This window comes from Oenococcus sp. (assembly GCF_047725585.1).
Taxonomy (GTDB): domain Bacteria; phylum Bacillota; class Bacilli; order Lactobacillales; family Lactobacillaceae; genus Oenococcus; species Oenococcus kitaharae_A.
On the sequence record NZ_JBDNNF010000003.1, the window covers coordinates 160903 to 179402 of the forward strand.

The 18500-nt window shown below is 44.2% G+C and carries 16 protein-coding genes; all 16 read right to left on the reverse strand.

Translation table 11 applies throughout. From position 1 onward, the window contains the following. Positions 1-442: 442 nt before the first annotated feature. The 16 genes from ABF487_RS05345 to ABF487_RS05420 all read right to left on the reverse strand — a co-directional run bounded on the left by ABF487_RS05345 (position 443) and on the right by ABF487_RS05420 (position 18458). Positions 443-826, reverse strand: coding sequence for a hypothetical protein (locus tag ABF487_RS05345; RefSeq protein ID WP_415634719.1), 384 nt, complete (start codon positions 824-826; stop codon positions 443-445). A 20-nt stretch (positions 827-846) separates the two neighbouring features. Further along, positions 847-1752, reverse strand: coding sequence for a cation transporter (locus tag ABF487_RS05350; protein ID WP_415634720.1), 906 nt, complete (start codon positions 1750-1752; stop codon positions 847-849). Further along, a complete protein-coding gene (locus ABF487_RS05355; protein WP_415634721.1) occupies positions 1749-2168 on the reverse strand; it encodes a MarR family winged helix-turn-helix transcriptional regulator in 420 nt (139 codons plus the stop codon). Before ABF487_RS05355 ends, ABF487_RS05350 begins: the two co-directional genes overlap by 4 nt. 187 nt (positions 2169-2355) lie before the next feature. Then, positions 2356-3615, reverse strand: coding sequence for an MFS transporter (locus ABF487_RS05360; protein WP_415634722.1), 1260 nt, complete (start codon positions 3613-3615; stop codon positions 2356-2358). A gap of 20 nt (positions 3616-3635) precedes the next feature. Further along, on the reverse strand, positions 3636-4583 hold the full coding sequence (locus ABF487_RS05365; protein WP_415634723.1) for a dihydroorotate oxidase: 948 nt from the start codon (positions 4581-4583) through the stop codon (positions 3636-3638). Positions 4584-4595: 12 nt separating this feature from the next. Then, positions 4596-5231 carry an orotate phosphoribosyltransferase gene (gene pyrE, locus ABF487_RS05370; RefSeq protein WP_415634724.1) on the reverse strand — a complete coding sequence of 212 codons (636 nt, stop codon included), beginning with the start codon at positions 5229-5231 and terminating at the stop codon, positions 4596-4598. After that, the gene (gene pyrF / locus ABF487_RS05375; protein WP_415634725.1) at positions 5228-5926 is read right to left on the reverse strand and encodes an orotidine-5'-phosphate decarboxylase; all 699 of its coding nucleotides are present in this window, start codon (positions 5924-5926) and stop codon (positions 5228-5230) included. Before pyrF ends, pyrE begins: the two co-directional genes overlap by 4 nt. Continuing rightward, positions 5923-9120, reverse strand: a complete 3198-nt coding sequence (carB, locus tag ABF487_RS05380) for a carbamoyl-phosphate synthase large subunit (protein ID WP_415634726.1) — start codon at positions 9118-9120, stop codon at positions 5923-5925. Before carB ends, pyrF begins: the two co-directional genes overlap by 4 nt. Beyond that, positions 9104-10195: a carbamoyl phosphate synthase small subunit gene (locus tag ABF487_RS05385; protein ID WP_415634727.1), complete on the reverse strand. Its 1092-nt coding sequence runs from the start codon at positions 10193-10195 to the stop codon at positions 9104-9106. The genes carB and ABF487_RS05385 overlap by 17 nt, the downstream gene beginning before the upstream one ends. Next, complete coding sequence (locus ABF487_RS05390; protein WP_415634728.1) at positions 10192-11487, reverse strand: dihydroorotase; 1296 nt, start codon at positions 11485-11487, stop codon at positions 10192-10194. Before ABF487_RS05390 ends, ABF487_RS05385 begins: the two co-directional genes overlap by 4 nt. A gap of 1 nt (position 11488) precedes the next feature. After that, positions 11489-12412: an aspartate carbamoyltransferase catalytic subunit gene (locus ABF487_RS05395; protein ID WP_415634729.1), complete on the reverse strand. Its 924-nt coding sequence runs from the start codon at positions 12410-12412 to the stop codon at positions 11489-11491. A 264-nt stretch (positions 12413-12676) separates the two neighbouring features. After that, positions 12677-12910 (reverse strand): DUF4044 domain-containing protein, encoded by a 234-nt coding sequence (locus ABF487_RS05400; protein ID WP_007745384.1) that lies wholly within the window; start codon positions 12908-12910, stop codon positions 12677-12679. Positions 12911-12998: 88 nt separating this feature from the next. Beyond that, a complete protein-coding gene (locus ABF487_RS05405; protein ID WP_415634730.1) occupies positions 12999-15245 on the reverse strand; it encodes a glycoside hydrolase family 65 protein in 2247 nt (748 codons plus the stop codon). 12 nt (positions 15246-15257) lie between these two features. After that, positions 15258-16253, reverse strand: coding sequence for a LacI family DNA-binding transcriptional regulator (locus ABF487_RS05410; protein ID WP_415634731.1), 996 nt, complete (start codon positions 16251-16253; stop codon positions 15258-15260). A 7-nt stretch (positions 16254-16260) separates the two neighbouring features. Beyond that, positions 16261-17106, reverse strand: a complete 846-nt coding sequence (locus ABF487_RS05415) for a sugar ABC transporter permease (RefSeq protein WP_415626037.1) — start codon at positions 17104-17106, stop codon at positions 16261-16263. Next, positions 17106-18458, reverse strand: a complete 1353-nt coding sequence (locus ABF487_RS05420; protein ID WP_415626069.1) for a carbohydrate ABC transporter permease — start codon at positions 18456-18458, stop codon at positions 17106-17108. Before ABF487_RS05420 ends, ABF487_RS05415 begins: the two co-directional genes overlap by 1 nt. Positions 18459-18500: the final 42 nt, after the last annotated feature.

Genomic DNA, 18500 nt, shown 5'->3' on the forward strand with positions numbered 1-18500 from the left:
CAAATCATTTATATACTTCAATTCATTTTTATCTATCCAACTACTTATGTATTCAAACTGATACATGTATGCGTTTACATATTTATTCTATCAAAATGAGATCAACAAAAACACTCAGTTAGATAATGAGTGTTCATGAGACTTGAGGTGAGGTTATGAGCCGTTTGGCCTCAAAGCTTCAGACTGAAATCACCTTGTTTCAATCGTTTCCGAGTCTTCGTCCTTAGTTCCTCCGGCATCAACAAGAACACAGCTAAAGGCGCCGATAAGCGACTGCATCGGCGGCAAAAAGCAGATCAAAATCGCTAGAACTTGTTTCTTTATTAGAGTTTTCCATTATATTTTTCAATAGTCTAACAGCTTTGTGGACACAAGCTAAATTGTGACTCAGGCAATACACGCCACAGTAAAAATACCCCAAATATAAAACAAATAGACGCGATTATTTGAATAGCACAATCACACCTTCAGTTTTCCGAGCTAGACGATTTTCTGGCAAAAGCTTGAAGGAAGAATCTAATTTTGAAACTTTGAATTTTAATAATTTTTTAGAAAAAAGTCGTTTGAAATAAATCAAATTGTCACCTGAAACATCACTGATATAGTAATGCATAGCATCAAAATCCCGATAAAAGAAGCCGTGGTGCTGCTCGCGATAAGTTAAATTGACAAAGTCATCGTCAAAATGTGCTTTTGCGATAGTTGAATATTTCGAAGATCGGCAGTACCAAAAAGTACTTCTTTGCAGATCAGAAACTAGACCAGATTGAAAAAAAGCAATCGATAAGCATCCTGCTGCGATACAGGCAATTAAAATTAGGATCATGAGATCAAATGCGTGTTTTCTTAGCATAAGCAAAAAGCCAAATGGACAAATTCTAGTCTCTTGGATAATTCTTTTAAAATAGCAGTTCTGGTTTGCGACAATTGACTGCTGTCAATGAATACTTTCCCAGTATCCAAAAAAACATCAATTTTAATGGACATGCCCACTTTATATACGAAGTATTTTTTAATCTTAATGCCCTCTAAAGGGTGCTTTTTCAAGCAGACGTCAATCCAGCGATGTATCTCTGGATTCAATAATAATTTGCCAGATATCTCGCCAAAAGCACTTTTAATCACCTGCAAAGGCATCTTAATTGTCAGTAACACGAGCAATAGGGTAATAAAAAAATCACCCGTGTAGCGTAAAAAACCTAGGGCAGAATTCGGCTGAATAAACAATAAAATTAAAGCGGCAACGCCGATTCCCAAAGACATCATACCGTCCACAAAAGTCCCCTGCGTTTCAGAAAAAAGCATTGTGCTTAAATGATGAATTTTCTGGTTCTGTCTTTTGTAAAAATAGGAAAGGCTCCAAGACAACAGGATCATGACCATTTCATAAGGCAATATCGGGCCGACATCCAGTACGCTGCCCTCGCCACGCATGAAGTAGGCATAAGCCTTAAAGCCGACAGTCACCAGAGACGTGGATAATAAGACCACAGTCAGCACTGATTGAAATAACGAATATAGTGGTTCCAAGACAAAGAAACCGTCGGGAAACATTTTATTGCGATGGGTGCTGAGCGTGGATACTATCAAAGAAACAATCGCCGAGCAAAAAGTAATCAAGGAAAAATAGGCATCAATAAATAGGGCTTCAATATGTGTCGTGTGATAGACGAAGATGCCAGCGCAAGACATAAGTAAATTCACAAAGATGCCGACCAACAGTGATTTTTGTTCAATCTTTTTGGCTGTCATATTTTTTCATTGACCTTTTTTATTAAATATTCCAGCTGCGTCCGTTCTGCTGGTGACAAGACTGAAATTGTCTGGAGAAATACCTGGTTAAATAAGTGATAACTATTTTGGCAATAAGCTCGTAACTGCTGGCTTAAATGCAGATAAGAAACCCTTTTGTCTTGAGATGAAGGCTGTTTGCTTAAATACCCTTTTTTCAAAAAACGTTGAATAATTCTTGTGGCGGCTGGTTTTGATATCTGAGATTTTTCGGCAAAACTTGTCAAAGTCGGCTGATCGAGTTCATACAAAAAATTAATGTATTGTTCGTCGCTAGCTGAAAGGTCAGGTATTTGCCGACTACGTTCACTATTGTTTTGATAACGAATTAAGATTTTGTCATACAGTTCGGAAAAAGTTTGACTAATTGTTTCCATGAGATATTCCTTTATATAGTTAACAAAACTAATTACTTTTGTTAACTATATAAGAGAAACTATTTTTCGTCAAGAAATAAAGAGTACTTTTTAGGAAAAGTTCATTCATAGTGACAAATGTCATGAAATCGCAGACAAAAAACACACCTTCGTGTATTATGCGTGTTCTTGTTATTTTAAATTATGCCTATTCTGCTTCTATTGCTTCTAAGTCTTCACCCTTAGTTTCGGGAATTAAAAGGAGCATCGCTAACGCAGCTAAGATATAAATACCGGAAATCATACCTAAAGCAGCCGATAGAGAACCGTGCAAAGCTAGCAGTCCGATGAAAAGCGGGCTAAAGCCGCCGATAAAACGGCCCAGATTAAAGATCAAATTTTCAGCAGTTGATCGAATAGCCGTTGGATAATGTTCGGACAATAAAGCACCATAGCCACCCATCATGCCATTAACAAAAAATCCCAGGACCGATCCTAAAGCTACGAGCAGAACAGGGCTAGTGATTTGAAAATAAATCCAGACGATGATCGCCGCAGAAATCTGAAAAGTGATAAAAGCCGGCTTGCGTCCGAATTTATCAGCTGCCCAAGCAAAGACGACAATCCCGATGACCATACCGCTTAAAGTCGACAAGGTCCAAAAGATCGTCCCGCTGATCGTCGCGTGACGTTGGGTAGCCAGCATTGTCGGCATCCAGTTCATAATGCCAAAATAACCTAGATTCTGAACAGAAGTTAAAATAATCAATCCAATTGTTGTTAAAGTTATTTTTCTGTTTGCAAACAAAGGTTTTATCGAAAAACCCTTATGAGTCATACGCCTGTTTTCAATCCACATGGCAGGTTCTTCTAGATTTCGGCGAGTCCACCAAGCTAACAAGGCCGGTAGAATCCCGATCGCAAAGACACCCCGCCAGCCAAAATTGCCAGCTACATAACTCGCCAGCAAGGTAGCTAACAATGTGCCGCCTTGATAACCCAGTGCGACCCAAGAGGTCGCCTTCGTGCGTAATTTCGTTGGCCAGCTTTCAGAAACCAGCGTCATACCGATACCAAATTCACCTCCCAGACCCAGTCCGGCCAGAAAACGCATGCCGACAAAGATCTGATCAGAAGGTGCCAGCGCTGATAGGCCTGTGAAAAGCGAAAAAATTAAAATGGTCCAGGTAAAGACTTTTACGCGGCCAAAACGATCTGCCAAAATGCCAAAAGAAATGCCGCCAATCACGACACCAAACATCGTAATTGTTGAAATGCCGCCAGCCGCAGCGGTCGTTAAATGAAAATCGCCAATAATTAATGGCAGGACAAATGCTAACAGCATCATATCCAGGCCGTCCATGGCATAGCCAATCACGGATGACCATAAAGTCTGTCTTTGATAAGCACCGACTTTCTCAGGTTGAATCACGTTTCCACTTGCACTAGAAGTAACTGTCTTTTCCATCACTCTGCTATCCCCTTTTATTATTCCGCTTCGTCCAAACGCTTCAATTTACCGCGGACTTGGTCTAAACTCTCGATATGCTTCTCCGCAAAAATGGCCTCCAATTCGTCTTCCAAACGCTGAAAAATACTTGGCCCTTCGATGGCCAATTGTGATCCGACCGAGACCAGATCAGCACCGCACAAAAGATGATCATAAACATCACGCCCGGTCGTCACACCGCCAGTCCCAATGATCTTAATTTCCGGCTTCAAACGCAGACGAAGTGCTCGAACGTTAGCTAGCGCTGTCGCCTTAATCTGAGCACCACCCAGTCCGCCGAATCCGCCTTTTGCCATGAGAACAACACGATCAGTCTCAGGGTCAATCACCAAACCGTTTCCGACTGAGTTAACAGCATTGACATATGCTAATGGATATTGATTCAGGATTTTTGCGATACGGTCAAAGTGCGCCATATCAAAATATGGCGGCAGTTTCACACCTAAATGCCCCGTAAAAAAGCTGTAAATACGATCCAGCAGATGATCAGTCGTGTCAAAATCATAGGCAATCTGCGGCTTACCTGGCACGTTCGGGCAGGAAAGATTTAATTCAATCAGACCGTCGTAGCCGCTGGCGCGAATTTTTTTCACATTAGCAACGATTTCTTCTTCAGAGAGACCGACGACCGAAAGAATCGTCGGCAGTGTCAGCTGGTGATGCAGCACGTAGTCCAAATAATAATCAATTCCTAAATTGGGAAGGCCCATGGCATTGATCGTGTTGTGATGATCAGGATATGTAAAGTAGCGTGGGTTCGGGTTCCCGGTGCGTTTTTCAGCCGTAGCTGATTTGGTCATAACAGCACCCGCACCTGGAGCATGCTGAATTTTCTCCAGCTGATCGACTGTCTCACAAAAAATGCCACCGGCGTTTAACAGTAAATGATCAAAATGTTCGTTTGCAATTGTTGTTGAATAATTCATGTGCTTTCTCTCCTATTTCCGCCAGTGTTTTGGATCTTGATGCCAATCTTCTAAAGTCTCAATTTGCGATGCGTCAAGATCACCACGCGCCACAGCTGCCTGGGCTAATTGCGTGTAATTGGTCAGAGCAGCATAATCCAGCCCGACCGCCGCAAAATTCTCCGAAAGTGCCTGCAATTCATAAGAAAAAATCGCCAGCAGGCCGACCACTCGACCCCCAGCAGCTTGAACAGCTGTTGCCGCTCCCAACACCGATCCGCCAGTCGAGAATAAATCATCGATTAATAAGACGTTTTTGTTAGCAACATCGGCGCCTTCGACCTGTTTGCCGCGACCGTGATCTTTAGGCTTGGCGCGGACATAAATCATTGGTTTGGCCAAACAGTCAGCAACCAAAGCCGCATGCGGGATACCAGCCGTTGCCACGCCGCCGATAATATCAGCTTCGGGAAAACGCTCAGCGGCCAATTCAGCTAGACCAGCTGCGATTAAGTCGCGTACTTTTGGAAACGCGATTGTCAGCCGATTGTCTGTATAAATCGGGCTGACAATGCCGGAAGCCCAAGTGAAAGGATCTTCGGGCGCAAATTTAATAGCCTGGATAGCCAATAAATCTTCAGCGACCTCTTTTGAATAGTTGTGCGTCATGTAAAATCCTCCATTATTTTTTTATAAACAGATACAGGGTCTGCAGCCTGGATAATCGGACGCCCGACTACCAAGGCATCGGCACCAAGCTGTTTTGCTTTGGCCGGGGTGGCAATCCGGCTTTGATCGTCTGTTCCGCTATCAGGCAAACGAATGCCAGGTGTGACTTTCAAAAATCCTGGCCCGGTTGCCTGTCGGATCAAGCCTGCTTCCAAAGGTGACGAAATCGTGCCGGACATCCCCACCCTTTCAGCAATCCTAGCCAGATGCTGGACTGATTGTTCGACAGAGGCTGCCGTCATTTGCGTCTGCTGCATCTGTATTTCCGAGAAGGAAGTCAACTGCGTCACTGCCAGCAGTTTTAAGCCATCAGCTTTTTCTTGGACCGCAGCTGCCAGCATTTTTTCACCGCCCAAAGCATGCAAGGTCAGATATTGGACATTCATCTTGTTAATTGAGGCCATGCTTGCTGCGACCGTATTCGGGATATCGAAAAGTTTTAAATCCAGGAAAATAGGATAGCCAGCTTGTCTCAGTTCGTAAATAAAATCGGCACCAGTCGCGTAAAACAAGGCCATACCCACCTTGACAGCCGGCCGGATATCCTGATCTTCGAAAGGTTTCAAAAAAGCCAAAGCCTGGCTGCCATCCGTGAAATCCAAAGCGATAAATAATTTATCAGTCGTGCCTGTCATAGCTGCAGCTGCCTTTCTTCGATCGCGTCCACTTCAAAGGAGCGGCTTTCCAAAACCTGCAAGAAGGCTGCGACCGTATCCAGCGACGTGAACAAAGGGACGGCGTTTTCAATCGCGGCCGAGCGAATTTGACGGCCATCCGGTTCCAGCAATTCATCTGTCTCCAAAGTATTGACGACTAACTGCAATTGGCCGCTGCGCATAGCTGCCACCGGATTATCGGCTTGATCGGAAATTTTACCCAATTCTTTGACACGCAGCTGATGGCTTCTCAGATAAGCAGCCGTGCCAGCTGTTGCCCACAGCATATAGCCAAGACGACTAAAGCGTTCCGCCAAGGACAAAGCCTCTTTTTTGTCGCGGTCGGCAATCGTGAAGAGCACATTACCATGACTAGGCAGATGAAATCCCGAAGCAACGAAGGCTTTATAGAGGGCTTTTGACAACGTACGGTCAGTTCCCATGACTTCACCAGTCGACTTCATTTCCGGTCCCAGTGACGAGTCGACTTTTGGCAGTTTGGAAAATGAGAAAATCGGTGCTTTGACATGGACAAGATAACTTTTTTCTGCCAGGCCTTCATGGAAACCTAATTTTTTCAACGAAGCACCCAAAATCACACTCGTGGCTAACTGTGCCAGCGGGATCTGAGTCACTTTGGAGATAAAAGGCACCGTACGTGACGCGCGCGGATTGGCTTCGATAATATAGGCTTTTTCATCATGAATCACGAATTGGACGTTCATCAATCCGACTGTTTTTAGAGACTTAGCTATTTCAATCGAGGCTTTGACGATTTGGTCTTGGACATTTTGGCTGAGATATTGCGGCGGGTAAACAGACATGGAATCACCAGAATGAACACCAGCCCGCTCAATGTGTTCCATAATCCCCGGAATTACGACGGTCTGACCGTCACTAATCACATCGACTTCAGCTTCTTTACCAGTTAGATAGGAATCAATTAAGACTGGGTGATCATGGGAGACTTTCACGGCACGATGCATATATTTAGCCAGTTCATCAGCGTTAGCCACGATTTCCATCGCGCGTCCGCCTAAGACGTAAGAAGGCCGGATTAAAATCGGGTAGCCAACTTGTTCAGCAGCAGCCAAGGCTTCCTCAACTGAACTAGCCGTTTTCCCGACCGGCTGAGGCAACTGTAATTGTTGAATAACCTCACCAAAATCCTCACGGTCTTCAGCACGATTAATATCGGAAACGGCTGTCCCTAAAATCCTAACGCCAGCCGCCTGCAAAGGTGCAGCAAGATTAATCGCAGTCTGGCCACCAAATTGGACAATCACACCGAGCGGCTTTTCCAGATCCACAATATTCAAAACATCTTCTAGTGTGATCGGTTCAAAATACAGCTTGTCGGAGATGGAAAAATCTGTCGAAACAGTCTCAGGATTTGAGTTGATGACAATTGCTTTGTAGCCAGCTTTTTGAATCGCTTTGACAGAATGAACCGTCGCGTAATCAAATTCCACGCCTTGTCCGATACGAATCGGCCCGGAACCCAAGACAAGTACGCTTTTAGACCCGATGGATTTGGATTCGTTTTCGCGTTCATAGGTCGAATAATAGTAAGGCGTTTTAGAAACGAACTCGCCGGCTGCTGTGTCGACCATTTTATAAGTAGGTAATAGGTGCTGCTGTTCTCGCAAAGCACGGATTTTTTGTTCATCGCTGTGCCAGTAACGCGCGATGGCGGCATCCGGAAAACCGTTTTCCTTAGCCATTTTCAAATAATCCTGATCGAAAGGATGCTGTTTTAAAGCTTCTTCGATCTCGACTAGATGCGCAATTTTGTCCAAGAAGAAATAATCAATACCGCTTTTATCATGAATTGCTTCGACACTCACACCTCGGCGCAATAGATCGGCAATCATGAATAAGCGATCATCGCGTGCCGGCCAAAGCGCGTCCAACAATTTTTCTTTAGACCATTCCGGAAAACGCACGTCGTCTAAAGCTAAGGCACCAATTTCCAAAGAACGAACAGCCTTCATCAAAGCCATTTCGATATTGCGGCCGATAGCCATGACTTCACCAGTGGCTTTCATCTGTGTGCCCAAACGACGATCAGCTGTCGTGAATTTGTCAAAAGGCCAGCGCGGAATTTTCACCACGACATAATCCAAGGCCGGTTCAAAAGCTGCTTTACTGCTGCCGGTGACAGGATTGATAATTTCATCTAAGGTCAGGCCGACCGCAATTTTAGCAGCCATTTTTGCAATTGGATAACCTGTGGCTTTAGAAGCTAGAGCTGATGACCTAGAAACACGTGGATTCACTTCAATCACATCGTAGGCAAAACTATTCGGGTTCAAAGCTAGTTGGACGTTGGCACCACCCTGAATTTTCAAGGCTCTAATAATTTTCAATGACGCATCACGCAGCATTTGATATTCTTTGTCCGACAAAGTCTGCACTGGCGCTAGGACAATCGAGTCACCTGTATGAATGCCGACGGGATCCAGGTTTTCCATGGAAGCCACGGCCAAGGCATTATCATTAGCATCGCGCATCACTTCGAATTCGATTTCTTTATAGCCTGCGATCGATTCTTCAACGAGGATCTGTGTCACTGGCGATAATTCCAGCCCATTTTCAGCAATCTGGCGAAGTTCCATTTCATTGTTAGCGATGCCGCCGCCAGTACCACCCAAGGTATAAGCCGGGCGGACAATGACCGGATAACCCTGGTGTTCAGCAAAATTCAAAGCTTCAGTCAATGTCGTCGCTGTCTGTGATTTTGGAATCGGCTCATGCAGTTCTTCCATGAGTTCCTTGAACTTTTCTCGGTCTTCAGCCTGCTCAATCGCTGACAATTTCGTGCCCAGCAATTCGATATGCAATTCGTCTAAGATACCATCTTCGGATAAATCTTTAGCCAGATTCAAGCCAGTCTGACCGCCAAGTGTCGCTAAAATGGCATCCGGTCGTTCCTTTCTCAAGACGTTTTCGACAAATTCCAGTGTCAGGGGCTCAATATAAACCTTGTCCGCCGTTTCAGCATCAGTCATAATCGTGGCCGGATTTGAATTGACCAGTACCACGGAATAACCTTCTTCACGCAAAGACAGACTGGCTTGCGTGCCCGAATAATCAAATTCAGCCGCTTGGCCAATCACAATCGGTCCGGAACCGATGACCAGTATTTTATGAATATCAGACCGTTTGGGCATTTTTCCTCCTTTTGTCAGCTGCGATCAGCCGCAAGAAATCATCAAAAATCGTATCCGCATCATGCGGGCCAGGCGCAGCGTCTGGATGGAATTGGACTGAGAAAGCCGGATAAACAGTCGACTTCAGCCCTTCCACAGTCCCATCATTGACTTCACGGTAAGTCACGATCAAGTCAGTTCCAGCCAGCGAGGCCTCATCAACTGCATAACCATGATTCTGTGAAGTGAAGGCCAGTCTCGGGCTGTCGATTGATCGCACGGCATGATTAAAACCGCGATGGCCGAATTTCATTTTGAAAGTTTTTGCGCCGTTAGCCATGGCAAACAATTGGTGTCCTAGGCAAATACCGAAAAGTGGTTTCACTTTTTGCAAGGCCTGAATGGTTGGAATGGCGTAACTGACTGATTGCGGATCACCAGGGCCGTTTGACAGCATAATACCGTCAGGATCCACTTCTAATACTGTCTTGGCATCAACATCGGCCGGGAAAACAACCACATTGCACTGCCACGCTGCTAGAGAACGCAGAATGGAATTTTTCAAACCGAAATCAATCAGTGCAATCGTGACCCCAACATTCGGATTTTGGTAACCGCTGCGAACAGTCACCTGTTGAACCTGATCTGTCGGCAGTGCTTGCCCACGCAGCCAAGCGACTGTGTCCGGCGCTACTTGATCGACTAAAGCCGCTTTCATCACCCCTTGATCACGTAATTCTCTTGTGAGGGCGCGCGTATCGACACCCGTAATTCCCGGCAGACGCATCTTTTCAGCCCATTCGGTCAGCGAAATCTGCATGCGCCAATTACTGGGACGGCGGGCAATTTCATGCACAACAATCGCTGCAGCAGCCGGGCGCAGGCTTTCTGAATCGTCACGGTTAACGCCATAATTACCGATCAAAGGATAAGTAAAGACAATCATCTGATTGGCATAAGACAAATCCGTGATCGTTTCCTGATAGCCGGTCATGCCCGTATTGAAAACCAATTCGCCGACTGAAGTACCAGCTGTACCAAAGGCTTCGCCCTCATAAATTGATCCGTTTTCCAAAACTAAATAGCGTTTTGTCATGCTTGGCTCCTTTCCGCTGCATACACTTGCTGGCCGTTAACCCAAGTTGCCTGTGTCTGTCCATAAATTTCCCAGCCGATAAAGGGACTGTTACTAGCTTTTGAGGCAAATTCGTCTTTAGAAATGACATGGGGATGATCAATATCAAACAAAGCCAGATCTGCTTTTTGCCCCGCTGCCACTTTCACAGCCGCATCAGACAAAGAAAAAGCTGCTGCGGGTGCCTGATTCATGACTTGCAGCAAGCGCCGTAGAGACATGACACCGCTTTTGACAAAATGTGTGTATAAAAGCTGAAAACTCGTCTCAATTCCAGTCACGCCATTCGGTGCCTTTAACATCCCCTGTGCTTTTTCGGCAGCCGTATGCGGTGCGTGATCTGTTGCGACCATGTCGATTGTGCCGTCTAACAAGCCAGCAATCAAAGCAGCCCTATCATGCGGCGAACGCAGCGGTGGATTCATTTTCATCATGGCATCGTCTTTTGTGATCATGCCGTCGTCTAAAAGCAGATGATGTGGGGAAACTTCGGCCGTCACATGAACGCCTTCTTTTTTTGCAATCCGAATCAATGCGACACTCTCAGCTGTCGAGACATGCGCCACGTGATAACGCACGCCAGTCGCCTGAGCCATCACAAGATCACGCGCTAGCTGTGAACTTTCGCTTAACTTATTAGCGCCCGGCAATCCTAAAGCATCGGCTGCTGGACCAGCGTTCATGACACCGCCGTGAATCAGAGAATCGTCTTCGACATGCGCCACAAGCACTTTACCCAACCGAGCCGCAGCTTTCATCGCTTCATACATTGTATCGGCCGTCTGCACTCCCTTACCGTCATTTGTAAAGGCCACTGCACCAGCTTTTGCCAAAGCGTCTAAATCGTCAACATGATCTGAATCCAAACCGGCAGAAATGGCCGCGTACTGATGGATTTTCACAATCTCGTCACGCTGGTTTAAAGCCAGCATTTGGCGCAAAACATCAGGATTATCAACGACTGGATTAACATTCGGCATGGCTAGGACCGTTGTAAAACCGCCTCGCGCGGCTGCTTTTGATCCACTGGCTACTGTTTCTTTTTCGGCAAAACCCGGTTCTCTAAAATGTACATGCACATCAATTAATCCTGGCAGCAACAAAGCATTTTCAGCGTCTATCACTTGATCAGCGGAAACGGTAATCGTATCCGCGACCTGTTTAATATAAGTATTTTCGATCAGCACATCCTGTTTGATCAGCTGATTTTCGCCAACCAGCACACGCGCGTTTTTGATTAAAATCGTCGGCATATTAGACCAGCTCCCTTGTCGTTAATGGGCTATTCAAGTAATTGAGGATGGCCATGCGGGCGAAAACACCGTTTGCCATCTGCTGGAAAATGCGTGACTTGGGTGCCTCGACCAAATCGCTATCGATTTCCACGCCGCGATTGACTGGTGCCGGATGCATAATAATCGCATCGTTTTTCAAACAGTCGTAACGTGCCTGTGTGAGACCGAATTGTGCATGATAAGCGATCGGTGTAAAAGTCGAATTCTCGTCGGCGGATAAACGCTCGTGCTGGACGCGCAATAACATCACAACATCCTGCTGTCCAAGTCCGTCGTCTAAGTCAACATACTGCCCGTATTGTGTTAGTGACGCATCACGCCAATCACGCGGGCCGGAAAAAGTGACCTCAGCACCGAGCCGCTTTAAAATTTCGGCATTGGAGCGAGCGACACGAGAGTGATAAATATCACCGATAATTCGAATCTTCAAGCCGGCGAAACGTCCGAAATGTTCGCTGATCGTCATTAAATCAAGCAGACTCTGCGATGGGTGCTGACCGTTGCCATCACCAGCATTCACAAGCTTGGGCAGTGTTTTACCAGCCGATTCGTAAAAAGGTTCATACCAGCCGCGCAGACTATGCCTGATCACGACAATGCCGACGCCAATCGCTTTTAAGGTCTTTAAAGTATCTGAAAGGCTTTCGCCTTTTGCTGCCGAAGAACGGCTAGGGTCAATCACAATTCGTGGAAAACCTAATTTGATTTCTGCCATTTGAAAACTGCTGGCGGTGCGGGTCGAGTTTTCAAAAAAAATATTAGCCACGACTTGTTTTTCGGCCGCGGGAATTAAATCACCGTGCTTGAATAACAAAGCCTGATGGATCATCGCTAAGAGATCCTGATTGGATAAATCATTGATGTTTACAAAAAGATTAGCCATGTTCTCCTCCGAATTTTGGCAAAAAAAATACCTCAATTAGAAATAATTGAGGTATTAATCACTGAATAATGATTAAAAATTAAATTATCAACAGAAACATGAAAAGCAAAAGCGAGCCTGCAAACACTAATCTTTGCATAGAATTGTGTGTGAACACTGTTCATCTGCTCCTGCTCCTTCGCCTGTGACTTTTAAAAATTCACATTGCCAAATATCATAGCAGGATAAAAATACTTTGTCTAGCTTTTTCCGGTAGAAAAAATATTACATTATATCCAAAAGGACGATCACAACACCGATCAAAGTGATCGCAGCCATTAGGACGGCCATCGTAATCGTCAAATAATCAAAACGGCTCTTTTTACCATTTTTCGCGTTTTCGTCATCAATCCGCTGACGCGCAATTCGTGAACGGGCCTCGATGACTTCCTCTGGACTGGGCTTGCGCTGCTCTTTACGGATTTGTTTTCTAATTTCTTGCTGTCGGGATCTTTTCATCAAGTCTATTTTAGAGGAAAAACTCGCCCCTGCAGCATCTTTAAACGCTCACTAATCGAAAAACACAATTAAAACAGTCCAACAGCGATTAAACTTCCCGTTCTTGCCCATTGACACTCAAAGCAATGGGCTCGCCGAGCATTCTGCCAATTTGGGTGCCATGTGCATCGACCGAAATTTTTAACAGTCGACCTCTAAAGTTGATCCTAAAACGATATGAATGCCATAATTTAGGCAAAAAGGGTTTGAATGATAATCGGCCTTGGTCGCTCACACGCATACCAGCAAAACCTTGTACAATGGCAAGCCAAGAACCTGACATGGAGGTAATGTGCAGGCCGTCAACGGTGTCGTTATTGTAATTATCCAAGTCCAATCTAGAAGTCCGTTGATACATCTCGACAGCCTCGTCTTCAAGGCCGATATCTGCCGCGATGATGGCATGAATGGATGGGCTCAAGGAAGATTCGTGAACAGTTAAGGGTTCATAAAAATTAAAATTGTCACGCTTTTCTTTATCTGAAAACTTATCAAGAAAATAGTAAATGCCTTGTAAGACATCGGCTTGTTTAATATAAGGAGAGCGCAATATTTTGTCCCAGCTCCAGTGCTGATTGAGCGGCAGCACATCCTTTGGCAACTTGGCAATGGGTGTCAAATCCTTGTCCAAATAGGTATCGTTTTGAACAAAAATATGTTTATCCCCAACATCAGCCTCAGGGAGATAAAAATGATCGACAATATCCTGCCAGTGTTCTTTTTCCTGAGGACTAACGTGATTTTTTTCTTGATATTTGCTGGAAATTTGAGGCAGCATCTGTAGCGCATATTTTAAAGTCCACCTAGCGATGAAGTTGGTGTACCAATTGTTGTTAACATTGTTTTCGTATTCATTGGGACCGGTAACGCCATGAATCATATAGACTTTCTTTCTCGGAGAATAAAAAACACGGTCTGCCCAAAAACGCGCAATCGCTATGAGCACCTCGGACCCCTCGTTCTCAACCCATGACGTATCACCGGTATAGCGTGTGTAGTTGTACAAAGCAAAGGCAATCGTGCCGTTCCTATGTATTTCTTCAAAAGTAATTTCCCATTCGTTGTGAGATTCAATCCCGTCAAAAGTAACCATCGGGAACAAGGCGCCTTTCAGTCCCTGTTCTTTAGCATTATGATAGGCACCGGCTAATTGGTCATAACGATAACGCAGCAAATTTCTCACAACTTTCGGGTCAGCAATCGCAAGATACATTGGCACTATAAAGGCTTCCGTGTCCCAATAAGTCGCTCCGCCATATTTTTCACCGGTAAAACCCTTGGGCCCGACATTCAGGCGTGAATCATTACCGTAGTAAGTCGAAAATAATTGGAAGATGTTAAAACGAATGGCCTGCTGCGCCTCATCATCCCCTGATATTTCCACATCAGCCTTTTCCCAGCGATCTGTCCACACCTTGGCATGTGCTGCTAGCAGCTCTTCAAAAGATTGTCCGGCAAGTTGTGTAGCAAAGATGGCCTGATTAGCCTGCAGCATGGCATCTTCATTCTCATAATCCCGCGAGGTTGTCACGACAATCCGTTTTTCAAATGTTTTGGTTTGGCCTGATACAATCGCTTCAGAATCATTTTCAACTTGCTTAGCATCAGCATGATGACCAGTGGCCGCAAAGTCCCCAGAGACCAACTGGGCAGCCAGCACTGTAAATTGAGGCACGCCAAAATTATTAGGGACTGTTTGAGCGGAAACAAAGGAGTAATTATTTTGTGATGCAGTTTTTAAAGGCTGCCAAAATTTTTCATCGTAATTTGAATCTTCATTGGACACATCAGCGTCAATATAAGATCTGATCACGACTTTATGGTCCTGATGATCAATCGCGGTAAAGTGCCAGCGCAGGGCGGCTAATTCTTTTATAGAAACCGAGACAAAACGCTCAACGTCAAATTTAATACCTAATGCACAAAACGAGCGAGTCAATATGCCTCGTTTCATATCCAGTGAAATTTCAAAATTTTCAAAAGGTATTTTAGCTAAATCCAATTCGCGATCATCAACAAAAATACGCAGTTTTATGAAATTCAAGGCATTAATTGCTTTGCCAAAGTAAAGCGGATAGCCATTCTTCCACCAGCCGACACGTGTTTTGTCGGGAAACCAGACACCGCCGATATAAATGCCTTGCAGGTGATCAGCTGAGTAGTTTTCTTCAAACATCCCCCGCATACCCATGTATTCGTTACCCAAGCTGGTGATAGACTCCTGCAGACGCTTGTCGGTCTTGTCTAAGATATGGCTGGTAATTTTCCAGGGATCTATTTCAAAAATTCTCTTCATGATTAACAGTCCTTAAACTTTTGGTTTCTTTGCTTGAATCACAACATGCCCAGCCGCCACATTCGTGCCCTTACCATTATGGTTAAAAAGTAGGCCGACAGCCTGAATACCTAATTGCTCGGGAAGCACATCAAACGAATAAAAATGATCCCCGGCGATAGCTGCATACTCAGAGTTATTAAAACTGACGACTGGCACTGGTAATGAGAACTTGGCATCATATTGCTGTTTAGCAATGAAAGCTAAGCGGTCATCAGTTGCAAAAATACTGTCAATTGCCGGATTACGTTCCAAAATATCTACGAGCTGTTGTTTTGATACTTGTGGGTCATAACTGGTTTCCAAATAACAGAATTTTTTACCTGACTTGGCCATCTTTGCTTTAAAGCCAGCCAATCGGTTGATCTCGAATTTCCAATGATCACGGCTAGTCACTGCCAAAGGATAGCGAGCATGCAAATCATCAAGCAATATTTCGCCAGCTTGATAGCCAGCTAAACGATTATCATTGTCCACATAGAGGGCATCGGTCCATTCTTCCGGCTCGCCAGTGATCACATAACGAATTTTTTTCTTTCTTAAATACGCAGAAACTGGATCGTTTTTCATCGTGTACAGCAGCACAAATAATTTTGTCTTGGTTCCTTCAACTAGAAGTTTGACGTTGTCCAGAACTTGATTCCAATTATCCCCACTAGCTAGCGATGACGTATAGTTGAATTTTGCAATAGCCTGCTGGATGCCAAACAGCATGTGCAGACCAAAATCATTACCGGCAATGACGCCAGTGTTGGGGCCAAACACCACCCCTACCGTATTGCTTGATCCATTGCTTAAAGTACGCGCTGAAAGATTAGGAGAATAACCAAGTTTGGCGGCCATTTTTAATACATGGGCGCGTGTATTTTTATTAATATACGTACCAGAAACTGGGTTTGGATTCAGTGCCCTTGATGCAGTTGCGGTGCTCACTCCGGCAGCCAATGCAATATCTTTTAATGTCACCATAGCTTTATCATCCTTTAACTGATCCAGCCGTTACCCCTTCAACAAAGAAACGCTGCAACCAAATGAACAACAACGTAATTGGGATAGCGATTAATACTGATCCAGCCGCAAAGCTCATGAAGAGCGAGTTAGCATTTTCTCGGGCACCGACCATATTAAACAAGCCAACAGCAACAGTCCATTTGCTCTGATTATTGCCCAGGACAACTTGTGCAAATATAAAGTCCATCCAAGGCCCTGTGAAAGCAATCAGAGCGGTATAAACAATAATCGGTTTCGCTAAGGGAAGTGTGATTCTCCTAAAAATGTCCCAACGCGAAGCACCATCGATTTGTGCACGCTCATCAAGGCTCTGCGGAATTGTATCGAAGAACCCTTTTTGAACATAAAAGCCAAGTGCGGCGCCATAAGAATACATAATAATCAAAGACCAAAGGCTGTTTGTTAGGTCCAAAGCTTTCAAAATATAGTAGATCGAAATCATACTTAGAAAACCGGGAAACATACCAATGATCAAGGCAAACCGCAGATAAAAACCCTTTAAACGGAATTTCAATCGACTCAAGGCATAGGCAACACCGATTGTGATAAAAGTGGAGATAGCACCAGAGATGACTGAAACAAAAAGCGTATTCGTAAACCACTGGCCATAGTTCCAGCCTTGATTGTTCGTAAACAAATAAATGTAATTATTCAAAGTCCATTTATGCGGGATGAAATAAGAGACAAACTGCCCGCCTTCAGAACGAAAACTTTGTAAAATCACGTACAGGATCGGTATGATCCAAATGAATGCTAAAATTGTCAAAACAATTTGGCTGATTAAAGCCGTTCTCTTTTTTTCTCTTTGCATTATCCATTCACCCCCTGCAATTTATTCACTTTTTTATACATAAAGAGACTGAAGGCCGCCGAGAAGACAAAGATAATAATGCCGACCACAGAAGCGATGTTATAGTCTTGAGTACCTAAAGTCAGATTGTATAGCCAAGTTACTAACAGATCAGTATCGCCAGCATTATAGAAATTGGAATCAGCTGGTCCGCCACCGGTTAAGAGGAAAATGACATTGAAATTATTAATGTTGCCGATGAATTGCTGAATCAAAGCTGGCGCCATAACGAATAAAATCTGGGGGAAAGTGATATTCGTAAACACTTGAAATTTCGATGCGCCATCCATTTTAGCTGCCTCTACCTGCTCTTGAGACAGATTTTGTAAAATGCCTGTTGTAACTAGCATCGTAACTGGCATCCCAACCCACAGATTCACAATCAGTACAGTTGCCTTAGCTGTTAACCCATCTGTCAAAAACGGAATCGGCTTTGTAATCAGGCCGATATTCTCTAAAATAGAATTAATCAAACCCGCATTATTCAGCATGTTTGCCCAGATGAGAAAAGAAATGAATTGAGGGATTGCCATAGTCAAGATGAAAATGGTGCGGTAGATTTTTTGTCCCTTAACACCTTTCGTATTAATGAGCATGGCAAGAAAAATACCTAAAATAAAGCTTGAAACCGTTGCCAGCACTGCCCAGATTATTGTCCAAAGAAAAACTGGAAAAAATGTGCCGGCCATAGCACCGGTAAAAATGTTTCCAAAATTGGCCAGGCCAATCCAGTGAAACAGGTGCCCCGGTGGTAAGTGAGCATGATCGTAACTGGTAAAGGCAACTGAAACCATATAGAGGATCGGCAACACTGTAAAGAATAAAATACCGATCATAGGTATAGCCATGAAAAGCAGATGCAGCCTGTCATCCAGCAACTCAGCAACATCTTCTTTAAAGGTCATAATTTTCCGAGAAGATTTTTTGAATTCCCAAATTTTCCGATCCGATTTTAAATTAACTCGGTAGACGTAAAGGAATAAAGCAATAATCAAAAGCGAAGCCAAACCATATAACAGGATTAGCATGGAGTTATCCCCATTAACAGAAACATAGACACCTAATTTAGCGTCATACCTTTCTCCAGCTTGTTTGGTTCCCAGACTTCCTAATTGACTCAACGCATTGATGCCATCGACGAACAGCCAGGTAAAGAAACCGATTTCAGAAAATAGAAAGAAGAGTCCTTTAATAATCTGTTTGTTCGCGAGATTATTGAATCCCATAAGAAAATATGATATTTTTGTCGAACTATCACCAGATTTAAAAAGCGCCGAAAGAGAAATATGGGAGGTTTTTGGATCGGCAATCATCATTTTTTTCTTATTCTTAGCCAAAATATTTTGCTCACTTTC